The sequence below is a fragment of the Arthrobacter sp. JDC6 genome, assembly GCF_056484025.1.
Window position 1 is genome coordinate 1,741,236 of record NZ_CM151278.1, and the last position, 17,658, is coordinate 1,758,893.

A 17,658-nucleotide genomic window follows, 5' to 3' on the forward strand; every position below is an offset into this window, starting at 1 on the left:
GGGTAAAGTTGAAGCCACTATGACTATCGCTTCTTCGTCACCCGCCGCAGCCATTCCGCCCGTTACCGCCGAGACGCCCGTCCGGGTCCGTTTCTGCCCGTCGCCCACGGGTACCCCGCACGTTGGACTGATCCGGACGGCCCTGTTCAACTGGGCCTACGCGCGCCACACCAAGGGCACGCTGGTTTTCCGCATCGAGGACACGGACGCGGCGCGGGACAGCGAGGAAAGCTACCACCAGCTGCTCGACGCATTGAAGTGGCTGGGCATCGACTGGGACGAGGGCGTTGAGGTCGGCGGCCCGCACGAGCCGTACCGGCAGTCCCAGCGCGGCGACATCTACCAGGACGTCATCAAGCGGCTGCATGACGGCGGGTTCATCTACGAGTCCTTCTCCACCCCGGAGGAGATCGAGGCGCGCCACCGCGCGGCCGGACGGGACCCGAAGCTTGGCTACGACGGCTTTGACCGGCACCTGACGGAGGAGCAGCTGGCGCAGTACCGGGCGGAGGGCCGGCAGGCTGTCCTCCGCCTGCGCATGCCGGACGAGGACATCACGTTCACCGACCTGGTCCGCGGCGACATCACGTTCAAGGCCGGTTCCGTCCCTGACTTCGCCGTGGTGCGGGCCAACGGTGCGCCGCTCTACACGCTGGTAAACCCGGTGGACGACGCGCTGATGGGCATCACCCATGTGCTGCGCGGCGAGGACCTGCTCAGCTCCACGCCCCGCCAGATCGCCCTGTACCGGGCGCTGTACGCCATCGGCGTCGCCGAGTACATGCCGGAGTTCGGCCACCTGCCCTACGTCATGGGCCAGGGCAACAAGAAGCTGTCCAAGCGCGACCCCGAGTCCAGCCTGTTCCTGCACCGGGAGCGGGGCTTCATCCCGGAAGGGCTGCTGAACTACCTGTCCCTGCTGGGCTGGTCCCTCAGCGCGGACGAGGACATCTTTACGGTGGAGCAGCTTGTGGAGCACTTTGACGTCCACGACGTCCTGGCCAACCCGGCCCGCTTCGACCTGAAGAAGGCCGAGGCCATCAACGGCACCCACGTCCGGATGCTCGAGCCCAAGGTGTTCCGTGACCGCGTTGCGCACTACCTGCGCGAGGCAGGCCTGGTGGGGGAGATCCTGACAGACCGCGAAGAGGAAATCGTCACCGAGGCGGCGCCGCTGATCCAGGAACGCATCACGCTCCTGGGCGAAGCCCCGGACATGCTGGCGTTCCTGTTCAAGGCCGATGACGCCATCGACATCGCCGACGACGCACGCAAAGGCCTTCCCGCCAACCTTCCCGAGGTCCTTGATGCCGCCATCGCCGCGCTGGAACCGGTGGCGGAATGGACGCCGGACAACATCCAGGCCGCACTCAAGCAGGCCCTGGTGGAGGACATGGGCATCAAGCCGAGGCTTGCCTTCGGCCCGGTGCGCACGGCCGTTTCCGGCCGCCGCGTGTCGCCGCCGCTGTTTGAGTCCATGGTGATCCTGGGCAAGGAGTCCTCCCTGCGCCGGCTCCGCGCCTTCCGCGGCTGATGACCGCTCCCAGCCAAGCGGCCCGAGCCGGCATACTGGAGACACCTTTCGGTAGTGTCCGGGGCGTCCTGTTCGACATTGACGACACCCTGGTGGACCTCGAGTATTCGATGACCACCGCGCTGCGCGAGGTCAGCGAACACCTCCTGCCCGGACTTGACCAGGCCGGGTGGGAGCGGTTCGGCCGCATCTTCACCCACGAGACCACCCACTTCTACGACCGCTACCTGGCCGGCGAGCTGACGTTCAACGAACAACGCCTGCTCCGCGGGCGTGCGGCACTGGGACACTTCGGCGTTGACCTGGGCGAGGGCGAGGAGTCGCACCGGTGGCTGGCGGCCTACATGGAGAAGCAGCCCGCGTACGTGAAGCCGTTCCCCGATGTGCTGCCCCTCCTGGACGTCCTGGACAATGCGGGAGTGCCCTACGGCGCCGTGAGCAACAACGTCCATGACTACCAGCGCGCCAAGCTGGACGGGGCCGGGCTGGAGCGGATCACGCACCTGGTGGGCACGGACACGCTTGGCGTGGCCAAGCCCGATCCGGCCATGTACCTTGAGGGCGTCCGGCTGCTGGGCACTGCCCCGGGCGAAACGCTGTACGTGGGCGATAACCGGCTGCTGGATGCGGAGGGTTCGACGGCGGCAGGGCTGCTGGGCGTCTGGCTGAACCGCATGGGTGAGGTTGTGGAGGGCTTCGAGGGCAGCATGGTTGCTTCCCTGGAGGAACTGCTGGCCTAACCGGACCAGCCGGCCACATAGGCGTTGCAGGCCGGGACCGCGGCCCCCTTTTTTGCAGGGCCGCGGTCCCGGCCTGTCTGCGTCAGCTGTCAGGGGGCCCGCAGGCCCGCGGCACGGCGGCGCAGGAGCAGGTAGGCCGCGACGGCGGCGGCCACGAGCAGCGCGATCAGCAGCAGGGCGATGCCCGGGTTGTCCAGCCAGGACGACGGCGACACTGCCGCCACTTTCGTGTGCAGCTCCTGCGTGCCGGCAGCGATTTTCGCGTTGCCGTCCGCCAGCTTGCCGGCGCCTTCCGCCAGTTTGCCGGAACCGTCGTCCAGCCGGCCGTTGCCATCGGCCAGCTGACCTGATCCTTCGGCGAGCCGTGCGGACCCCGATTCCAGTTGGCCCGTCCCACTGCTGAGCTTGACGGTTCCGTCGGAGAGGGCTTCCGTTCCCGCCAGCAGGCCCGGGTTCGCCGGGTCGCCGCCGCCGTTGATGCCCGCGCTGAGCCGGGTGGTGCCGTCCTGGAGGTTGTTGGTGGCGTAGATCAGGCCGGGACGGTCGGGGTCGCCCGGCACACCGTCCATCCCCACCCGGATCTTCGCCGTCCCCTCGGCCAGCATCGACGTGCCCAGCACCACGCCCGGGTTCTGCGGATCCGTCGCATTGAGCTTTTCCGCCAGGGTGGCAAAGCCCGCCTTCAACCGTCCGGCGCCGTCGTTCAACTCGCCGGCTCCCGTGGCCAGCCTGCCCGTTCCGGTCTTCAGCTGCCCGGCGCCGTCGTCCAGGGCCCCGGCCCCGCCGTTGACCTTTGCTGCACCGGCGTCAAGCTGTACCGCCCCGGCATAGGCCCTCCGGCCGCCGTCGGCCAGCTTGGCTATCTGGTCCTTGATCACTGCAAGGGGTACCAGGCCCTGCGGTCCGTTCGCTGCCGCTTCGAGCTGGTCCAGTCCCTGGCTGAGTGCGGCGAGCCCGTCGCCTAGTGCGGGGTCGTTGCCGGCACCCGGGTAACCCTTGAGCCGGTTTGCTCCGGCTGCCAGCTGGCCGGTGCCGTCCTTCAGCGCTGCAGTCCCGCTGCGCAGCTTGGTGGCGCCGGCATCAAGATCGCCGGCACCTGCGGCGAGCTGGCCCGTGCCTGCAGCGATCCGGCCCGCGCCGTCAGCAAGGTTGTTGGGTGCATTTCCGGATGCGGTTGGGGTCAGCGCAGCGGAAAGAGCGACGGCGCCGGACTGAAGCTTCCGTGCGCCGTCGTCCACCTGGTAGACACCCGGAACCAGCTTGTTCAGCACGTCATTCTGCAGCTTGGCGGTACCGGCGTGCAGCTTGTCCACCCCTGGTGCCAGCTGGTCGCGGACTCCGGAGAAGATCCGGCCGGCCCCCGACTGCAGGGCCGCGGCGCCGGCATTCAATTCGCTGCTGCCGTCCCTGACCTTGTTCGAGCCGTCCTTGACCTGCGCCGCGCCTTTGTTCGCGGCCCCTGCTCCTGCTGCCAGCTGGCCCGAACCGTCTTTGAGCTGGTTGGCCCCCGCGGCAGCCTGCTCTGCTCCGTCCATCAGCTGCGCGGCACCGTTGGCGATCTGGCCCGTGAGGAAGGTATAAAACGCAAGGAAAAGAGCCAGCAGCAGGGACAGTGCGGTGATGGCGATGGATTGGGACCGGGTTTTGGGCTTGGCTGTTGCGATGGATTCTGTGCGGGTTGTCAACGCTGACACTTCCTAACTGGGCCACCGGGCGACGCTGCCCGGTGGTCGAAACCGTTGGTGGGAGGGCGATCCTGTTTCCTCGTGGGGGTGCCCGGATAGCGGGACGGGAAGTTGTTACTGATGGGTAACTTACTCGAGGGTAACCATACGGCGGGAGCGTGGGCAAGGGCCCGCATGGAGAAGTCCATGCGGCTGCCGGCGACTTCGTCGATCCCGATTTGTGCGAGCCGAAAGTCTCGGGTAAAGTAATTTCTCGTGCTGAGGCGCACGGAGCAGGGAAAAAGCCCTGAAAACCGGCCCCAAAGTGCCATTGGGATATGGTGTAATTGGCAACACTACGGTTTCTGGTACCGTCATTCTAGGTTCGAGTCCTGGTATCCCAGCTCTGATTTGAAAGCTGGCTTCAGCTGGAATTCAGTAGGTTTCCACTCGGTTCGCCGATTTGAAACCACGGCAAAGTGTGTGAAATACTCACTGAGCTTGAGCGGCGGAAACGCTGCCGGAAGTACTTTGGCCCCATCGTATAGCGGCCTAGTACGCCGCCCTCTCACGGCGGTAACGCGGGTTCGAATCCCGCTGGGGTCACCATCGAAATGGTCCCGGGCATTAGCCCGGGGCCATCTTTCGTTAAAGCTGCGCTGATGTCGCGGATACTTTGCAGGTGCCCACCTAGCCTCATATCAACGGCTGGCTAGGGGGGACGATGCTTGGGAAGAGTTTTGCGGAGGGCAGTAACTCGTTGAACGCATTACGCCTACTCCTCGCAGCTCTAGTGATTGTGTCGCATTCATGGTGGCTTGGCGCGTACGGACCAGAACCCACGTTCGGGGGAATCAAGCTGGGGAGTTGGTCCGTTCTTGGCTTCTTCGGTATCTCCGGATACCTCATCACCCAGAGCAGGATGCGGGTAAGTGCTCGGGACTACTGGCGGGCACGCTTTCTCAGGATCTTTCCCGGCCTTGTCGCCTGCGTCGGCACTGTTGCGTTTGTCATTGCCCCACTCACGGCCTTGCTGACAGGGCGACAATATCGATTCCCAGCCGCACTCCGCTACTTTGCCAGCAACTTGACGGCGGGCTTCCCCGGGGTGGCCATAGGGGGCATACCTGGATCATTGGATGGATTGCCCGATCCACGCTTATGGAACGGTCCCCTTTGGACTTTGTTCTGGGAAATCGTTTGCTATGTATTGATCGGAGTCTTGTTTCTCGTCTTCAGGGTGTCGTTAGTGCGGGCGGCGGTACTTTGTCTCTTCCTTGCCGGAACCGTCGCGGTGTTCGCTGTCGATGCTGGTTGGACCGAGCCCCCCACTCCTTACGACTGGCCGCTTGTTCCGGTGATGACGTTTCTCTCGGGCTCGCTGGTTTGTATGTTTCAGGACCGAATCCCAGCGGGGCGCATAGCCGCAATGTTGGTCGCTGCTCTCGTCGTGTTGGTCTCATGGCTGGATTTCGCGCAGTCGCTTGTCCACATTCCCCTGACGGTTTTCCTGATAGTCGCCTCGCTGCATTTGCCCCTCGCACCTATCGATGCGCGGTTTGACATCTCCTATGGCGTGTACATCTACGGCTGGCCTGTCCAGCAGGTCCTGGCGTCCATGGGGCTACATACTGCCGTCCCACCGCTACTTTTTGCCGCAGCATCACTGCTGGTCGTTGCGCCGGCGGCTTGGCTCTCCTGCCGCTACGTGGAGAGGCCCGCACGGCAGTTTCTCCGTGGCAGGCAAGATCGGAAGACAGCTACTCAACTGGCATGATGTAGCTGTGACCTCCCATGACGAGCACGGCCGCCCCATCCCGCCGGTGCCGCACGCCATGGCGGCAGTGACCCTGCTGGAGGAGATCCGCAGCGGCCTGGACGATGTGCTGCTGCCGCTCGCGCTGCCGGGCGCGGACCAGGCACGGCGCGAAACGTCGGCCGCAAGGGCGCAGCTGGACGACTACATCCTTCCGCGGTACCGGAGCCTGGACGCCCCCTTGCTTGCCGTCGTCGGCGGTTCCACCGGTGCCGGCAAATCCACCCTGGTGAACGGGCTCGTGGGGCATCCCGTCACGCGGGCCGGGGCCATCCGCCCCACTACCCGCCAGCCCATCCTGCTGCACAACCCCGCGGAGGGAACATGGTTTGAAGGGCAGCGGGTCCTGCCCGGGCTAAGCCGGATCCGCGGTACCCTCGCCGGCAGTCCGGCCGCCGCGGGCGCCATGCCGGAGCCGCGCGACGCCGCTTCGCTGGTGCTGCTGGCCGATCCGGCGGTTCCGGCCGGCATCGCACTCCTTGACGCCCCGGACGTTGACTCCATTTCCGACCAAAACCGCCTGCTGGCCGGGCAACTGCTGGCCGCCGCGGACTTGTGGGTGTTTGTCACCACAGCCAACCGGTACGCGGACGCCGTTCCCTGGAAGCTCCTCCTGGACGCGGCGGCGCGGGACATTACTGTGGCAGTGGTGCTGGACCGGGTGCCGCCGGGCGCGCAGGCGGAGGTAAGCGAGGACCTCCGCGGCCTGCTCGACCGGGAGGGGCTCGGTGGGAGCCGGCTGTTCATCATCGCCGAGACGGTCCTTGATCCGCACGGCATGCTGCCTCCCGGCGCTGTCAATGAGCTGCGGGACTGGCTTGGTGCCCTGGCCGCCGATGCTGCCGGCCGGGCCGCCGTCGCACGGCGGACCCTGAATGGAACCGTCCGCGCCCTGGCCCATCGGATTCCGGATATCGCCGGCGCCGTCCGTGAGCAGGAGCTGGCCGCCTCGCGACTTGAGGCCGACGCCGTGGCGGCTTACGCGGATGCCGCCAAGCGGATCCTTGATGCCACCCGCGACGGTGCACTCCTCCGGGGCGAAGTGCTGGCCCGGTGGCAGGATTTTGTGGGCACCGGTGAATTCTTCCGCGCCCTTGAGCAGAATGTGGGGCGGTTCCGGGACAGGCTGGGGGCCTTCTTCCGCGGTGAACCGGCACCGGCCGTCGGGGTTGAGGCGGCCATCGAAACCGGGCTTCAGGCCGTCATTGTGGACGAGGCAGCCAACGCAGCGGAGGACACCGACCAGCGGTGGCGCTCAGACCCCGCGGGGCGGCAGCTGCTGGGTCCGGACGACCTGTCGGGGACGGCGCCCGGGTTCGCCGAACGGGCAGCAGCGGAAATCCGGGCGTGGCAGGAAGCCCTGATGGAGCTGATCCGGACGGAAGGCCAGGGACGGCGGACGCAGGCCCGGTGGCTGTCCTTTGGCATCAACGGCCTCGGCGCCGCGCTGATGATCGTGGTGTTTTCGATGACTGCGGGCCTGACCGGACTGGAGATCGGCGTGGCGGGCGGAACCGCCGTCGTGGGCCAGCGCCTGCTGGAAGCGGTGTTCGGCGAGGACGCCGTGCGCCGCATGGCTGATAAAGCCCGTGAAGATCTGGCCACGCGGTGCCGGCGCCTGCTGGCAGACGAGCAGGAGAAGTTCCTGCGGCGGCTGCCGGAAGGCAATCCCGCCCTCGCACAACGCCTTGCTGCGCAGGCCGGGGAACTGGCCCGGCTGGCGGAGAGCGCGTGAGCCGCCACAGCGGGGCACACGCGTCCTCCAAACTGGACGCCCGGCTCCAGGCGCTCCAGGACGCCCGGGAGCTGGGGGAGGGGGTCCTGCCGGACCAGGCGCTGCAGGACGTGTTCGACGTCCTGGAGCGCGCAAGTTCCCGCCGTTCCTTGTCCGGCGACCACACCGTGGTGGGATTTTTCGGGGCCACCGGAAGCGGCAAGTCCTCCCTCTTCAACGCGGTCAGCGGCGCGGAGATCGCGACGGCGGCGGCCCGCCGTCCGACGACATCGGAACCACTGGCAGGTGTTTGGGGAGCGGCAGGCAGCGAAGCCCTCCTCGACTGGCTGGAAGTGGGAAACCGGCATCACGCCGCGCCGGTGGACGGCTTCGCCGACGAACAGACGGGGCTGATCCTGCTCGATCTGCCTGACTTCGACTCCACCCATGCAGCCAACCGCGAGATCGTGCAGCGGATGGTGGGGATGGTGGACGTCCTGGTGTGGGTGCTGGACCCGCAGAAGTATGCCGACGCTGCCGTCCACCATGGGTTCCTGGCGCCGCACGCTTCGCACGGGGCCGTCACGCTTGTGGTCCTGAACCAGGTGGACCGGCTCCCGGAACACGATGTGCAGCCCGTGCTCGACTCGCTGCACGCAATCCTTGCAGGTGAAGGGCTGGGACAGGTGCGGGTCCTCCCTTCATCGGCGGTGACGGGGGCGGGGATCGGGGAAGTGCGGGCGGCGATCCGGAAGGTGGCCGTCCAGCGCCAGGCCCAGTCCCGGCGGCTGGAGGCGGATATCACCAAGGCCGGGCAGGACCTGCGGCAGGCTTCCGGGGACGGCGACGCCGCAGGGGTCCGGCCGGCCGCCAGGTCCCGGCTCGCGGACGAACTGGCTGTGGCAGCGAACGTGCCTGCCGTGGTGCGGGCCGTCGGCCAGTCCTACCGGCTGGAGTCCGTCCGGCGCACCGGCTGGCCCGTCACCCGCTGGCTCTCCAGGTTCCGCCCGGACCCGCTGCGCCGCCTCAATCTCCGCAGGGATTCACCTGCCGGGCTGAACCGGACCTCCCTGCTGCCCGCCGGCGCGCCGGAGCGGGCCCGGACGGACGCTGCCGTCAGGGAATTTGCGGACGCGGCCAGCGAGGGGGCTCCGGGACCCTGGCGGGCAGCAATTAGGGGGAGGGCCAGGGCCGGCCGGGACCGGCTGCCCGACGCCCTGGACCAGGCCATCGCCGGGACCGACATCGGGGCCAACCGCAAGGCGTGGTGGTGGGGTGCCTTCAACGTGGTTCAGTGGCTGGCGCTGCTGACGGTGCTGGGCGGCCTGGGCTGGCTTGGCGTCCTGGCCGGACTGGCCTACCTGCAGCTGCCGGTGCCCGAAGTTCCACGCGCGGAAGGCTGGCCGGTACCCACCTTGATGATCGCCTTCGGCCTGGTGCTGGGGATATTTTTGGCGGTCACCGGCCGTTTCATTGCGTCCGGTGCTGCCCGGGTGCGCGCTGCAAGGGCACGACGGCGGCTGAACAGCGCCGTGGCAGCGGCGGCGCAGGAGCTGGTGGTGGCGCCCGTGGAGGAGGAGATTGCCAGGCTGGCAGCCTTCAACAAGGCGCTGAAGAAGGCCATGGGGCCGTAGGGCTGCTACCGGCCCATAATGACCTAGCCGCCCGCCAGGGCGACAGCGGCGTCCCGGACCTTGATGAGGGTGCGCAGGTTGCGGGTGGTGGTTGCGGCCTTGAACTTCGTTTTCGCGCTGATCTTGCTGAAGGGGCTGTCCAGTGTCCCTCCCGCCGGGGCCAGCCAGGCAAGCGCTTCGGGCCCCAGCCGCTGCTGGTCCTGGCTTTCAAGGGCTGACCCGGCCGCCTCCAGTTCGTCAAGGACGGCGGTGTCCGAGGACAGGGTGATGTAGGTGTGGGTGGACCTGTCGTCGTCCGGGTAGGGGCAGCCATCCACCAGTTGGGCCACCCGCCCGGCGTCCAGGACCACAACCCACGCTTCATAGCCAAAGGCGGCCCGGAGGCACTTTTCGCATTCCTGTTTGACCAATGCTGCGTCCAGGGTGCTGCTGAGCACCACGTTTCCGCTGGCCAGCAGGGTCTTTGCGTCCGTGAAGCCGCAGGATTTCAGCGCGTCCCGCAGGTCCGCCATCTTGATATTGATCCCGCCCACGTTGATGCCGCGGAGGAACACCGCATAGCTGCCCATGGGCACAGCCTAGCGGCCGGAGCCCCGGTGGGGCCGGCAGGAGCCTAGTCGTTGTTCTTGCGGAGGGCCTCGGTGAGGATGCGCCCGGCATTGCAGACAACTTCGGCGTGCAGGCGACCGGGCTGGCGGGTCAGCCGCTCAATGGGACCGGAAATGGAGACGGCGGCAATCACCCTGCCGGACGGACCCCGCACCGGTGCCGAAACGGAGGCGACCCCCGGCTCACGCTCGCCAAGGCTCTGTCCCCAGCCCCGGCGTCGTACTCCTGCCAGGACGGTCGGCGTGAAACGGGCCGACTGCAGGCCCTCGAGGAGCCTGTCGTGATCCTCCCAGGCGAGCAGGACCTGCGCGGCAGAGCCGGCCTTCATGGACAACTGCGTGCCCACGGGAATGGTGTCGCGCAGGCCGATGGGGCGCTCCGCGGAGGCGACGCATACGCGCCAGTCACCCTGCCTGCGGAAGATCTGGGCGCTTTCGCCGGTGGCATCGCGCAGTTGCATGAGTACGGGCCCGGCCGAGGCGATCAGGCGGTCTTCCCCGGCGGCGGAGGCAAGCTCCACAAGCCTGCTGCCGAGCACGAACCGGCCCTGGATGTCTCGGCTGACCAGCCGGTGGTGCACCAGCGCCAAAGCGAGGCGGTGGACAGTGGGCCGGGCCAGGCCGGTGGCGGCTACCAGCTGCGCCAGCGTGGTGGGGCCGGCCTCAAGGGCATCGAGCACCTGGGCCGCTTTATCAATGACACCGACTCCACTAGAATTGTCCATGTAATGATATTGCCGTCTCAATATCTGAGATGCAAATCTTTCGGCTGGCGCAGCGCGGAGCCGTCCTGATTCAGTTGGATCAATCAGCCAAACAGCAGTGAAGGGAGATGGCCATGGCAAAGACATTGGCCGAGAAAGTCTGGGACGCACATGTGGTGCGCAAAGGTGACGGCGATGGTGCCAACGCCCAGCCGGACCTTCTGTACATCGACCTTCACCTGGTCCACGAAGTCACGTCCCCGCAGGCGTTCGAAGGCCTGCGGCTGGCCGGCCGCAAGCTGCGCCGGCCGGACCTGACCATTGCCACCGAGGACCACAACACCCCCACGCTGGACATCGACAAACCGATTGCCGACCTGACCAGCCGCACCCAGATCCAGACCCTGCGCAACAACTGCGCGGAGTTCGGCGTCCGGCTGCACAGCCTGGGCGATGCCGAGCAGGGCATCGTGCACGTGGTGGGCCCGCAGCTGGGCCTCACCCAGCCCGGCATGACGGTGGTCTGCGGCGACTCGCATACATCCACCCACGGCGCTTTCGGTGCGCTGGCCATGGGCATCGGCACCTCCGAGGTGGAGCACGTCATGGCCACCCAGACCCTGTCCCTGAAGCCGTTCAAGACCATGGCCATCAACGTCGAGGGCACACTGCGTCCCGGCGTCACCGCCAAGGACATCATCCTCGCCGTGATCGCCAAGATCGGCACCGGCGGCGGCCAGGGCTACGTCCTGGAATACCGCGGGTCGGCGATCCGCGCCCTGTCCATGGAAGCGCGCATGACCATCTGCAACATGTCCATCGAAGCCGGCGCCCGCGCCGGCATGGTGGCCCCGGACGAAACCACCTACGAGTACATGAAGGGCCGCCCCCACGCGCCGGAAGGCGAGGACTGGGACGCCGCCGTGGAGTACTGGAATACGCTGCGTACCGACGACGACGCCACCTTCGACGTGCAGGTTGACCTGGACGCCAACACCCTGGAGCCGTTCGTCACCTGGGGCACCAACCCCGGCCAGGGCGTGTCCCTGTCCGAGTCCGTTCCGTCACCCGGGGACTTCGGTGACGAAAACGCCAAGGCCGCTGCCGAGCGCGCCCTGCAGTACATGGGACTCGAAGCCGGCACGCCCATGAAGGACATCCGCGTGGACACCGTCTTCCTGGGCTCCTGCACCAACTCCCGGATGGAGGACCTGCGTGCCGCTGCCGACATCATCCGCGGCCGGCAAAAGGATCCGAACATCCGGATGCTGGTGGTCCCCGGCTCTGCCCGCGTTCGGCTGGAAGCCGAGGCCGAGGGCCTGGACAAGGTCTTCAAGGACTTCGGTGCCGAGTGGCGCTTTGCCGGCTGCTCCATGTGCCTGGGCATGAACCCGGACCAGCTGGAGGTGGGGGAGCGTTGCGCCTCAACCTCCAACCGAAACTTCGAAGGCCGGCAGGGCAAGGGTGGCCGCACCCACCTGGTCTCCCCGGTGGTGGCCGCAGCCACGGCAGTACGGGGCACGCTCAGCTCTCCATCGGACCTTGACCCGGCTCCCGAACCCGCCGCCATCCGCATCGACGCAGCCTAGGACAGCACAAATGGAAAAGTTCACCAAGCACACCGGTATCGGCGTCCCGCTGCGCCAGAGCAACGTCGACACCGACCAGATCATCCCCGCGGTCTACCTCAAGCGGATCACCCGGACCGGCTTCGAGGACGCGCTCTTCTCCGCCTGGCGCAAGGACCCCTCCTTCATCCTGAACCAGGAGCCCTACAACGCGGGATCGGTCCTGGTGGCAGGCCCCGATTTCGGCACCGGTTCCTCCCGTGAACACGCGGTCTGGGCGCTGAAGGACTACGGTTTCAAAGCCGTCCTGTCCTCCCGGTTCGCCGACATCTTCCGCGGCAACTCGGGCAAGCAGGGACTTCTGGCCGCGCAGGTTGCGCAGGACGACATCGAGCTCATCTGGAAGGAACTCGAAAACGCCCCGGGAACCCAGGTCACGGTGGACCTCGAGTCCAAGACCGTCGTCTGCGGCAACATCGTGGCGCCGTTCGACATCGACGACTACACCCGCTGGCGGCTCCTGGAAGGCCTCGACGACATCGGGCTGACCCTCCAGCACGAAGCCGACATCACCGCCTACGAGGCGACCCGCCAGGCGTTCAAGCCCAAGACCCTGCCGGCGAAGCTTTCCTAGCCCCTGGGCCACCATCCCGGCGGCGTGGCGCAGCGGGCGAAGGCCGCGCCACGCCCCGCCGCCGGTACCCCCTTATTTCGGTTCGGTAACGCGACCTCCTATGCTTGGTTGGAGCCTTTGCAAGGTTTTGGGGGCTAGTGATCGTGAGGAAACCGGTATATGAGTAGTGTTCTGACAATCCGCGGCGGTGTCCCGCTTACAGGCCGCGTCAGCGTCCGTGGGGCAAAGAATCTTGTCCCCAAGGCAATGGTGGCGGCGTTGCTGGGCAACGAACCCTCGGTGTTGCGGAACGTGCCGGAGATCAAGGACGTGGAGGTGGTCACCTCCCTGCTGCAGCTGCATGGGGTGACCGTGGAGAAGGACCCGGTCAACGGTGACCTCACCCTCGATCCCAAGGCCGCAAAGACGGCGCCGAGCACCGCGATCGATGCCCATGCCGGTGACTCCCGCATCCCCATCCTGCTGTGCGGACCGCTGATCCATGCCATTGGCGAAGCCTTCATTCCCGACCTGGGCGGCTGCAAGATCGGCGACCGTCCCATCGACTACCACCTGGATGTCCTGCGACAGTTCGGCGCCGTCGTGGAAAAGCGCCCCGGTGGCATCCACATCTCTGCACCCAAGGGCCTGCACGGCGCCAAGATCTCGCTGCCGTACCCGTCCGTGGGCGCCACCGAGCAGGTCCTGCTGAGCGCCACCCGCGCGGAAGGCATCACGGAGCTGTCCGGCGCCGCCACCGAGCCGGAAATCATCGACCTTATCGCCGTGCTGCAGAAAATGGGCGCCATCATCAGCGTGCAGACGGACCGGACCATCCGCATCGAGGGTGTCCGTGACCTCGGCGGCTACAACCACCGTGCCCTCTCGGACCGCAACGAATCGGCGTCCTGGGCTTCGGCCGCACTGGTGACCCGCGGCGACATCTTCGTTGAAGGCGCCTCCCAGCGCGACATGATGACGTTCCTGAACACCTACCGCAAGGTGGGCGGCGGAATGGACATCGGCGAGGACGGCATCCGGTTCTACCACAAGGGCGGAAAGCTGAACCCGCTGGTCCTTGAAACGGATGTCCACCCCGGCTTCATGACGGACTGGCAGCAGCCCCTGGTGGTTGCGCTGACCCAGGCCGAGGGCGTATCGATCGTGCACGAGACGGTGTATGAGAACCGTTTTGGCTTCACCGACGCCCTGATCCGCATGGGCGCCAGCATCCAGGTGCACCGGGAATGCCTGGGCAGCGTCCCGTGCCGGTTCGGCCAGCGCAACTTCCTGCACTCCGCGGTGATTTCCGGACCCACCCAGCTCAAGGGAACCGACATTGATGTCCCCGACCTGCGCGGCGGGTTCAGCCACCTGATTGCCGCCCTGGCCGCCACCGGAACGTCCCGGGTCACCGGCATCGACATCATCAACCGGGGCTACGAGCGGTTCACGGAAAAGCTCGCCGGCCTTGGGGCCGACTTCGACATCACCACCACGAAGTAGCGCGGCACCGTGAAGGAATCGGCCAAAAGCAAGGCCACATTTGTTTTCATTGCCAGCATCGCCCGGCCGCTGCTGAACCTGATGATGTCCAAGACGTGGGAAGGCACCGAAAAGCTTCCCGCCGGCGGCTTCATCGCAGCCCCCAACCACTGCACGGAGATCGACCCCCTTGTTGTGGGGCACATGCTCTACAACCAGAAGCGTGCCCCGCACTTCCTGGCCAAGGCCGCGCTGTTCAAGGTTCCCGGCCTGGGTGCGCTCCTGCGCGCCACCAAGCAGGTGCCGGTGGAGCGCTCGACGGCGGGAGCGAACCGATCGCTGCAAGTGGCCCAGGAGATTGTGGCTGAGGGCGGGGCGATCATCATTTACCCGGAGGGAACGCTGACACGCGATCCCGGGCTTTGGCCGATGAAGGGGCATACCGGCGCGGCAAGGCTGGCCCTCGAAGGCGATATTCCGGTGGTGCCCATTGCCCACTGGGGCGCGCACGAGGTGTTCCCCAGGTACGGCAAGCGGTTCCACGTGTTCCCCCGGAAGCACTCACGCGTCGTCGTGGGCGAACCGGTGGACCTGAGTGCGTTCCGCGGCCGCCCGCTGGACAAGGCCACCCTGACGGAGGCGACGGAAGTGATCATGGACGCGATCACGACTTTGCTGGCAGGCCTGCGCGGCGAGCAGCCTCCCGCCGAACGCTGGGACCCGGCCAAGCGGCCGCAGGCCAAGCACGGACGGTTCGTTGACCGCGGCGAGCCCGAATCAGGAACGGAAGCTCCGTGACCGCTGACGGGAAGCCGGGGGCGGCGGGCACGGTAGCCGTCCTGGGTGCGGGATCGTGGGGGACAACCTTCGCGAAGATCCTCGCGGACGCTGCGATTGCCGCCGGAACGCCGCGCGTCATCAGGCTTTGGGGCAGGCGCGCCGGGGTGGTCGAAGAGATCAACAACTGCCACCGCAACAGTGAGTACCTCAAGGACATCGTCCTGCCGGAGAGCATCACGGCGTCCACAGACGTCCGCGGAGTCCTGGCGGGAGCCGACCTGGTGGTGCTGGCGGTTCCGGCCCAGTCGCTGCGCCCGCAGCTGCGCGAATGGAAGGACATGATCGCTCCCGGAGCTGTTGTGGTGTCCCTGATGAAGGGGCTGGAGCTGGGCACGGATGCGCGGATGAGCGAGGTCATCGCACAGGAACTGGACCTGCCGCTGGAACGCATCGCAGTTGTCTCGGGACCCAACCTCGCCATGGAAATTGCGCGGGAAGAGCCTACGGCATCAGTCGTGGCATGCGCTGACTCCGCCACTGCAGGCTGGCTCGCCCGGACCTGCACCGCCCCCTACTTCCGGCCCTACACCACGGCCGATGTGGTCGGCGTCGAAATCGGCGGCATCGTCAAGAACGTGATTGCGCTGGCAGTAGGCATCTGTGAGGGCAAGCAGATGGGGGACAACACCAAGGCCTCGGTGATTACCCGGGGACTCGCGGAAACGTCCCGCCTCGCCTTGGCGCTGGGCGGCGAGGCCAAGACCATGGCCGGGCTCGCCGGGCTGGGCGACCTTGTGGCAACCTGTTCGTCCGCGCTGTCCCGGAACCACACGGCCGGGAGGCTGCTGGGCCAGGGCCTGACCCTGGAGGAGGTGGGCCGAAAGATGACCCAGACCGCCGAAGGCATCAAATCCGGCCAGGCCGTCCATGAACTCGCCGGCAAGCTCGGCGTCGACATGCCCATCACTGCCGCCGTCGTCGCGGTGCTGGCGGGCAAGCTGTCCGTTGACCAACTGGGGCCGGTTCTGCTGTCCCGGGAATTGAAACCTGAAGGCGATTACTGACCATGTCCCAAGACACACCCAACACAGGGGAAACTGCCACCACCCGGAAGCCGCGGGTCGCCGTGCTTTTCGGCGGCCGCTCCAGCGAGCACGCCGTGAGCTGCGTCACCGCAGCAGGCGTGCTGGGCGCGATCAACAAGGACAAGTACGACGTCATCCCCATCGGGATTGCCAAAACCGGCCAGTGGGTTCTTGCCCCGGCCGAAACCACCCAGTGGTCGCTTGCCGCATCATCACTCCCCGAGGTAGTACCTTCCCCGCAGACCGTCACGCTTGCTGAGATCGGCGGGGAACACCAGCTGATCGTGGCGTCCCCCAACGAGGTTCCGCAGGAACTGGGCGCCGTCGACGTGGTCTTTCCGCTGTTGCACGGCCCCTTCGGCGAGGACGGGACCATCCAGGGGCTCCTTGAACTTTCCGACACCCGCTACGTCGGCGCCGGAGTCCTGGCATCGGCCGTCGGCATGGACAAGCACTACATGAAGGTGGTCTTCGAGGCCGCCGGACTCCGCGTGGGACCCTACGTGGCTGTGACCGACCGGCAGTGGCAGCGGGATCCCGAATCCGTCAGGAAGCAGGTGGACCGCCTCGGTTTCCCCGTCTTCGTCAAGCCGGCCCGTGCCGGCTCGTCGATGGGCATCTCCAAGGTTGATTCCCTTGAGGACCTGGACGCCGCGATCGAAGAGGCCCGCCGCCACGACCTCAAGCTGGTCATTGAAGCCGGAATTGTCGGCCGCGAAATCGAATGCGCTGTCCTGGAAGGCAGGGGCACCGATGCGCCCCGGACCTCCATGCCGGGCGAAATCTCGGTGTCCGGGGGGACGCACGAGTTCTACGACTTCAACGCCAAGTATGTGGAGGATGATGCCGCAGCCCTGAGCTGTCCCGCAGACATCCCCGCGGAAGCGATCTCCCGGGTCCGGGAGCTGGCGGCCGCCGCATTCGACGCCGTCGGCGCCGAGGGCCTGAGCCGCGTGGATTTCTTCTACACCCCCGAGGGCGAACTGATCATCAACGAGATCAACACCATGCCCGGCTTCACGCCCAAAAGCATGTACCCGCAGATGTGGGCAGCGTCCGGACTGGGCTACGCGGACCTGATCGACGAACTCATCCACCTGGCCCTGAACCGCAAAACCGGCCTTCGCTGATCCACGCCGGAACCCTCCCGGCGTGGGCCCACCCGCCTGGACCTACCGGCTCTTCGGCAGGTTCTGCAGGTCTTCCTGGCCCACGCAGTTTCGTGCTGACGGCACCTTTTCGGCAGCTGCTGCCAGGTCCGCGAGTACGGTTGCGGAACTGATTTTGTCCGGGTCCATCAGGATTTCCGTGGCCGGTTCCCGCCCGTAGGTGGTCAGCGTCCACACGGGGTCGCCCTCCTTGATGACCCAGTCGACGCCGTTGACGGTCACGCAGCGGTCCGTCGTAGGGCCCGGCACATTGACGCCGCAGCGGAGGATGACAAGCGACGGGTCGCCCCAGGCTGCGGTGGCCTGGCTGTTGGTCTTCCGCAGCTTTGAATCGCCGATGGCGTCCGGCAGGGCCACCATCATCGGTGCGCACAGCGGATTGGCGGCGTCCCTGGCGGGCGTGACGTCCACCGCGGGGGAGCAGGCGGTCAAGGAAAGGGCGGCAATTCCCCCAACCATCGCCATCCTGGCGGCACGGGCGGACAGGGGCAGCTGGGGATGGTGCATGATCCCAGCCTATCGCCGCCGTCGTCCCCGCCCGGAC

15 protein-coding genes and 2 tRNA genes are annotated in these 17,658 nt (G+C 66.8%); 13 read left to right on the plus strand and 4 right to left on the minus strand.

Going from position 1 to position 17,658, the window contains the following annotated elements; genetic code table 11:
• The first annotated feature begins 19 nt into the window (after positions 1-19).
• Complete coding sequence (gene gltX / locus ACV095_RS08110; protein ID WP_018768325.1) at positions 20-1,534, plus strand: glutamate--tRNA ligase; 1,515 nt, start codon at positions 20-22, stop codon at positions 1,532-1,534.
• Positions 1,534-2,274, plus strand: a complete 741-nt coding sequence (locus tag ACV095_RS08115) for an HAD family hydrolase (RefSeq protein WP_134163874.1) — start codon at positions 1,534-1,536, stop codon at positions 2,272-2,274. Before gltX ends, ACV095_RS08115 begins: the two co-directional genes overlap by 1 nt.
• 89 nt (positions 2,275-2,363) lie before the next feature.
• Here the strand turns inward: ACV095_RS08115 and ACV095_RS08120 are convergent, their stop codons facing one another.
• Positions 2,364-3,959, minus strand: coding sequence for a hypothetical protein (locus ACV095_RS08120; protein WP_478223251.1), 1,596 nt, complete (start codon positions 3,957-3,959; stop codon positions 2,364-2,366).
• A gap of 311 nt (positions 3,960-4,270) precedes the next feature.
• Here ACV095_RS08120 and ACV095_RS08125 point away from each other — a divergent pair.
• The 5 genes from ACV095_RS08125 to ACV095_RS08145 all read left to right on the plus strand — a co-directional run bounded on the left by ACV095_RS08125 (position 4,271) and on the right by ACV095_RS08145 (position 9,102).
• A tRNA-Gln gene (locus ACV095_RS08125) sits at positions 4,271-4,342 on the plus strand.
• Between the two features lie 129 nt (positions 4,343-4,471).
• A tRNA-Glu gene (locus ACV095_RS08130) sits at positions 4,472-4,547 on the plus strand.
• A 115-nt stretch (positions 4,548-4,662) separates the two neighbouring features.
• Complete coding sequence (locus ACV095_RS08135) at positions 4,663-5,715, plus strand: acyltransferase family protein (RefSeq protein ID WP_478223252.1); 1,053 nt, start codon at positions 4,663-4,665, stop codon at positions 5,713-5,715.
• Between the two features lie 7 nt (positions 5,716-5,722).
• Positions 5,723-7,489, plus strand: coding sequence for a dynamin family protein (locus ACV095_RS08140; RefSeq protein WP_478223253.1), 1,767 nt, complete (start codon positions 5,723-5,725; stop codon positions 7,487-7,489).
• Positions 7,486-9,102 (plus strand): GTPase, encoded by a 1,617-nt coding sequence (locus tag ACV095_RS08145; RefSeq protein WP_478223254.1) that lies wholly within the window; start codon positions 7,486-7,488, stop codon positions 9,100-9,102. Before ACV095_RS08140 ends, ACV095_RS08145 begins: the two co-directional genes overlap by 4 nt.
• A gap of 23 nt (positions 9,103-9,125) precedes the next feature.
• On the opposite strand, the gene ACV095_RS08150 is transcribed toward ACV095_RS08145, so the two are convergent.
• Together ACV095_RS08150 and ACV095_RS08155 are read right to left on the minus strand one after the other, a co-directional pair.
• On the minus strand, positions 9,126-9,671 hold the full coding sequence (locus ACV095_RS08150) for a DUF1697 domain-containing protein (RefSeq protein WP_018768320.1): 546 nt from the start codon (positions 9,669-9,671) through the stop codon (positions 9,126-9,128).
• Positions 9,672-9,715: 44 nt separating this feature from the next.
• Positions 9,716-10,435 carry an IclR family transcriptional regulator gene (locus tag ACV095_RS08155; RefSeq protein ID WP_009356552.1) on the minus strand — a complete coding sequence of 240 codons (720 nt, stop codon included), beginning with the start codon at positions 10,433-10,435 and terminating at the stop codon, positions 9,716-9,718.
• 113 nt (positions 10,436-10,548) lie between these two features.
• Here ACV095_RS08155 and leuC point away from each other — a divergent pair, with 113 nt between their 5' ends.
• From leuC to ACV095_RS08185, 6 genes are all read left to right on the plus strand, one after another.
• Positions 10,549-12,003 carry a 3-isopropylmalate dehydratase large subunit gene (gene leuC, locus ACV095_RS08160; RefSeq protein ID WP_026265621.1) on the plus strand — a complete coding sequence of 485 codons (1,455 nt, stop codon included), beginning with the start codon at positions 10,549-10,551 and terminating at the stop codon, positions 12,001-12,003.
• Between the two features lie 10 nt (positions 12,004-12,013).
• Entirely contained in the window at positions 12,014-12,616 is a 603-nt protein-coding gene (leuD, locus tag ACV095_RS08165) for a 3-isopropylmalate dehydratase small subunit (RefSeq protein ID WP_018768318.1), read from the plus strand.
• Between the two features lie 159 nt (positions 12,617-12,775).
• The gene (gene murA / locus ACV095_RS08170; protein WP_026265620.1) at positions 12,776-14,101 is read left to right on the plus strand and encodes a UDP-N-acetylglucosamine 1-carboxyvinyltransferase; all 1,326 of its coding nucleotides are present in this window, start codon (positions 12,776-12,778) and stop codon (positions 14,099-14,101) included.
• Between the two features lie 9 nt (positions 14,102-14,110).
• Positions 14,111-14,878 (plus strand): lysophospholipid acyltransferase family protein, encoded by a 768-nt coding sequence (locus tag ACV095_RS08175; RefSeq protein WP_224083994.1) that lies wholly within the window; start codon positions 14,111-14,113, stop codon positions 14,876-14,878.
• Positions 14,875-15,924, plus strand: coding sequence for an NAD(P)H-dependent glycerol-3-phosphate dehydrogenase (locus ACV095_RS08180; protein ID WP_478223255.1), 1,050 nt, complete (start codon positions 14,875-14,877; stop codon positions 15,922-15,924). The genes ACV095_RS08175 and ACV095_RS08180 overlap by 4 nt, the downstream gene beginning before the upstream one ends.
• 2 nt (positions 15,925-15,926) lie before the next feature.
• Positions 15,927-17,075 (plus strand): D-alanine--D-alanine ligase family protein, encoded by a 1,149-nt coding sequence (locus ACV095_RS08185; protein ID WP_018768314.1) that lies wholly within the window; start codon positions 15,927-15,929, stop codon positions 17,073-17,075.
• Between the two features lie 42 nt (positions 17,076-17,117).
• Here ACV095_RS08185 and ACV095_RS08190 read toward each other — a convergent pair whose 3' ends face one another.
• Positions 17,118-17,621: a DUF3515 domain-containing protein gene (locus ACV095_RS08190; protein WP_018768313.1), complete on the minus strand. Its 504-nt coding sequence runs from the start codon at positions 17,619-17,621 to the stop codon at positions 17,118-17,120.
• Between the last annotated feature and the right edge of the window lie 37 nt (positions 17,622-17,658).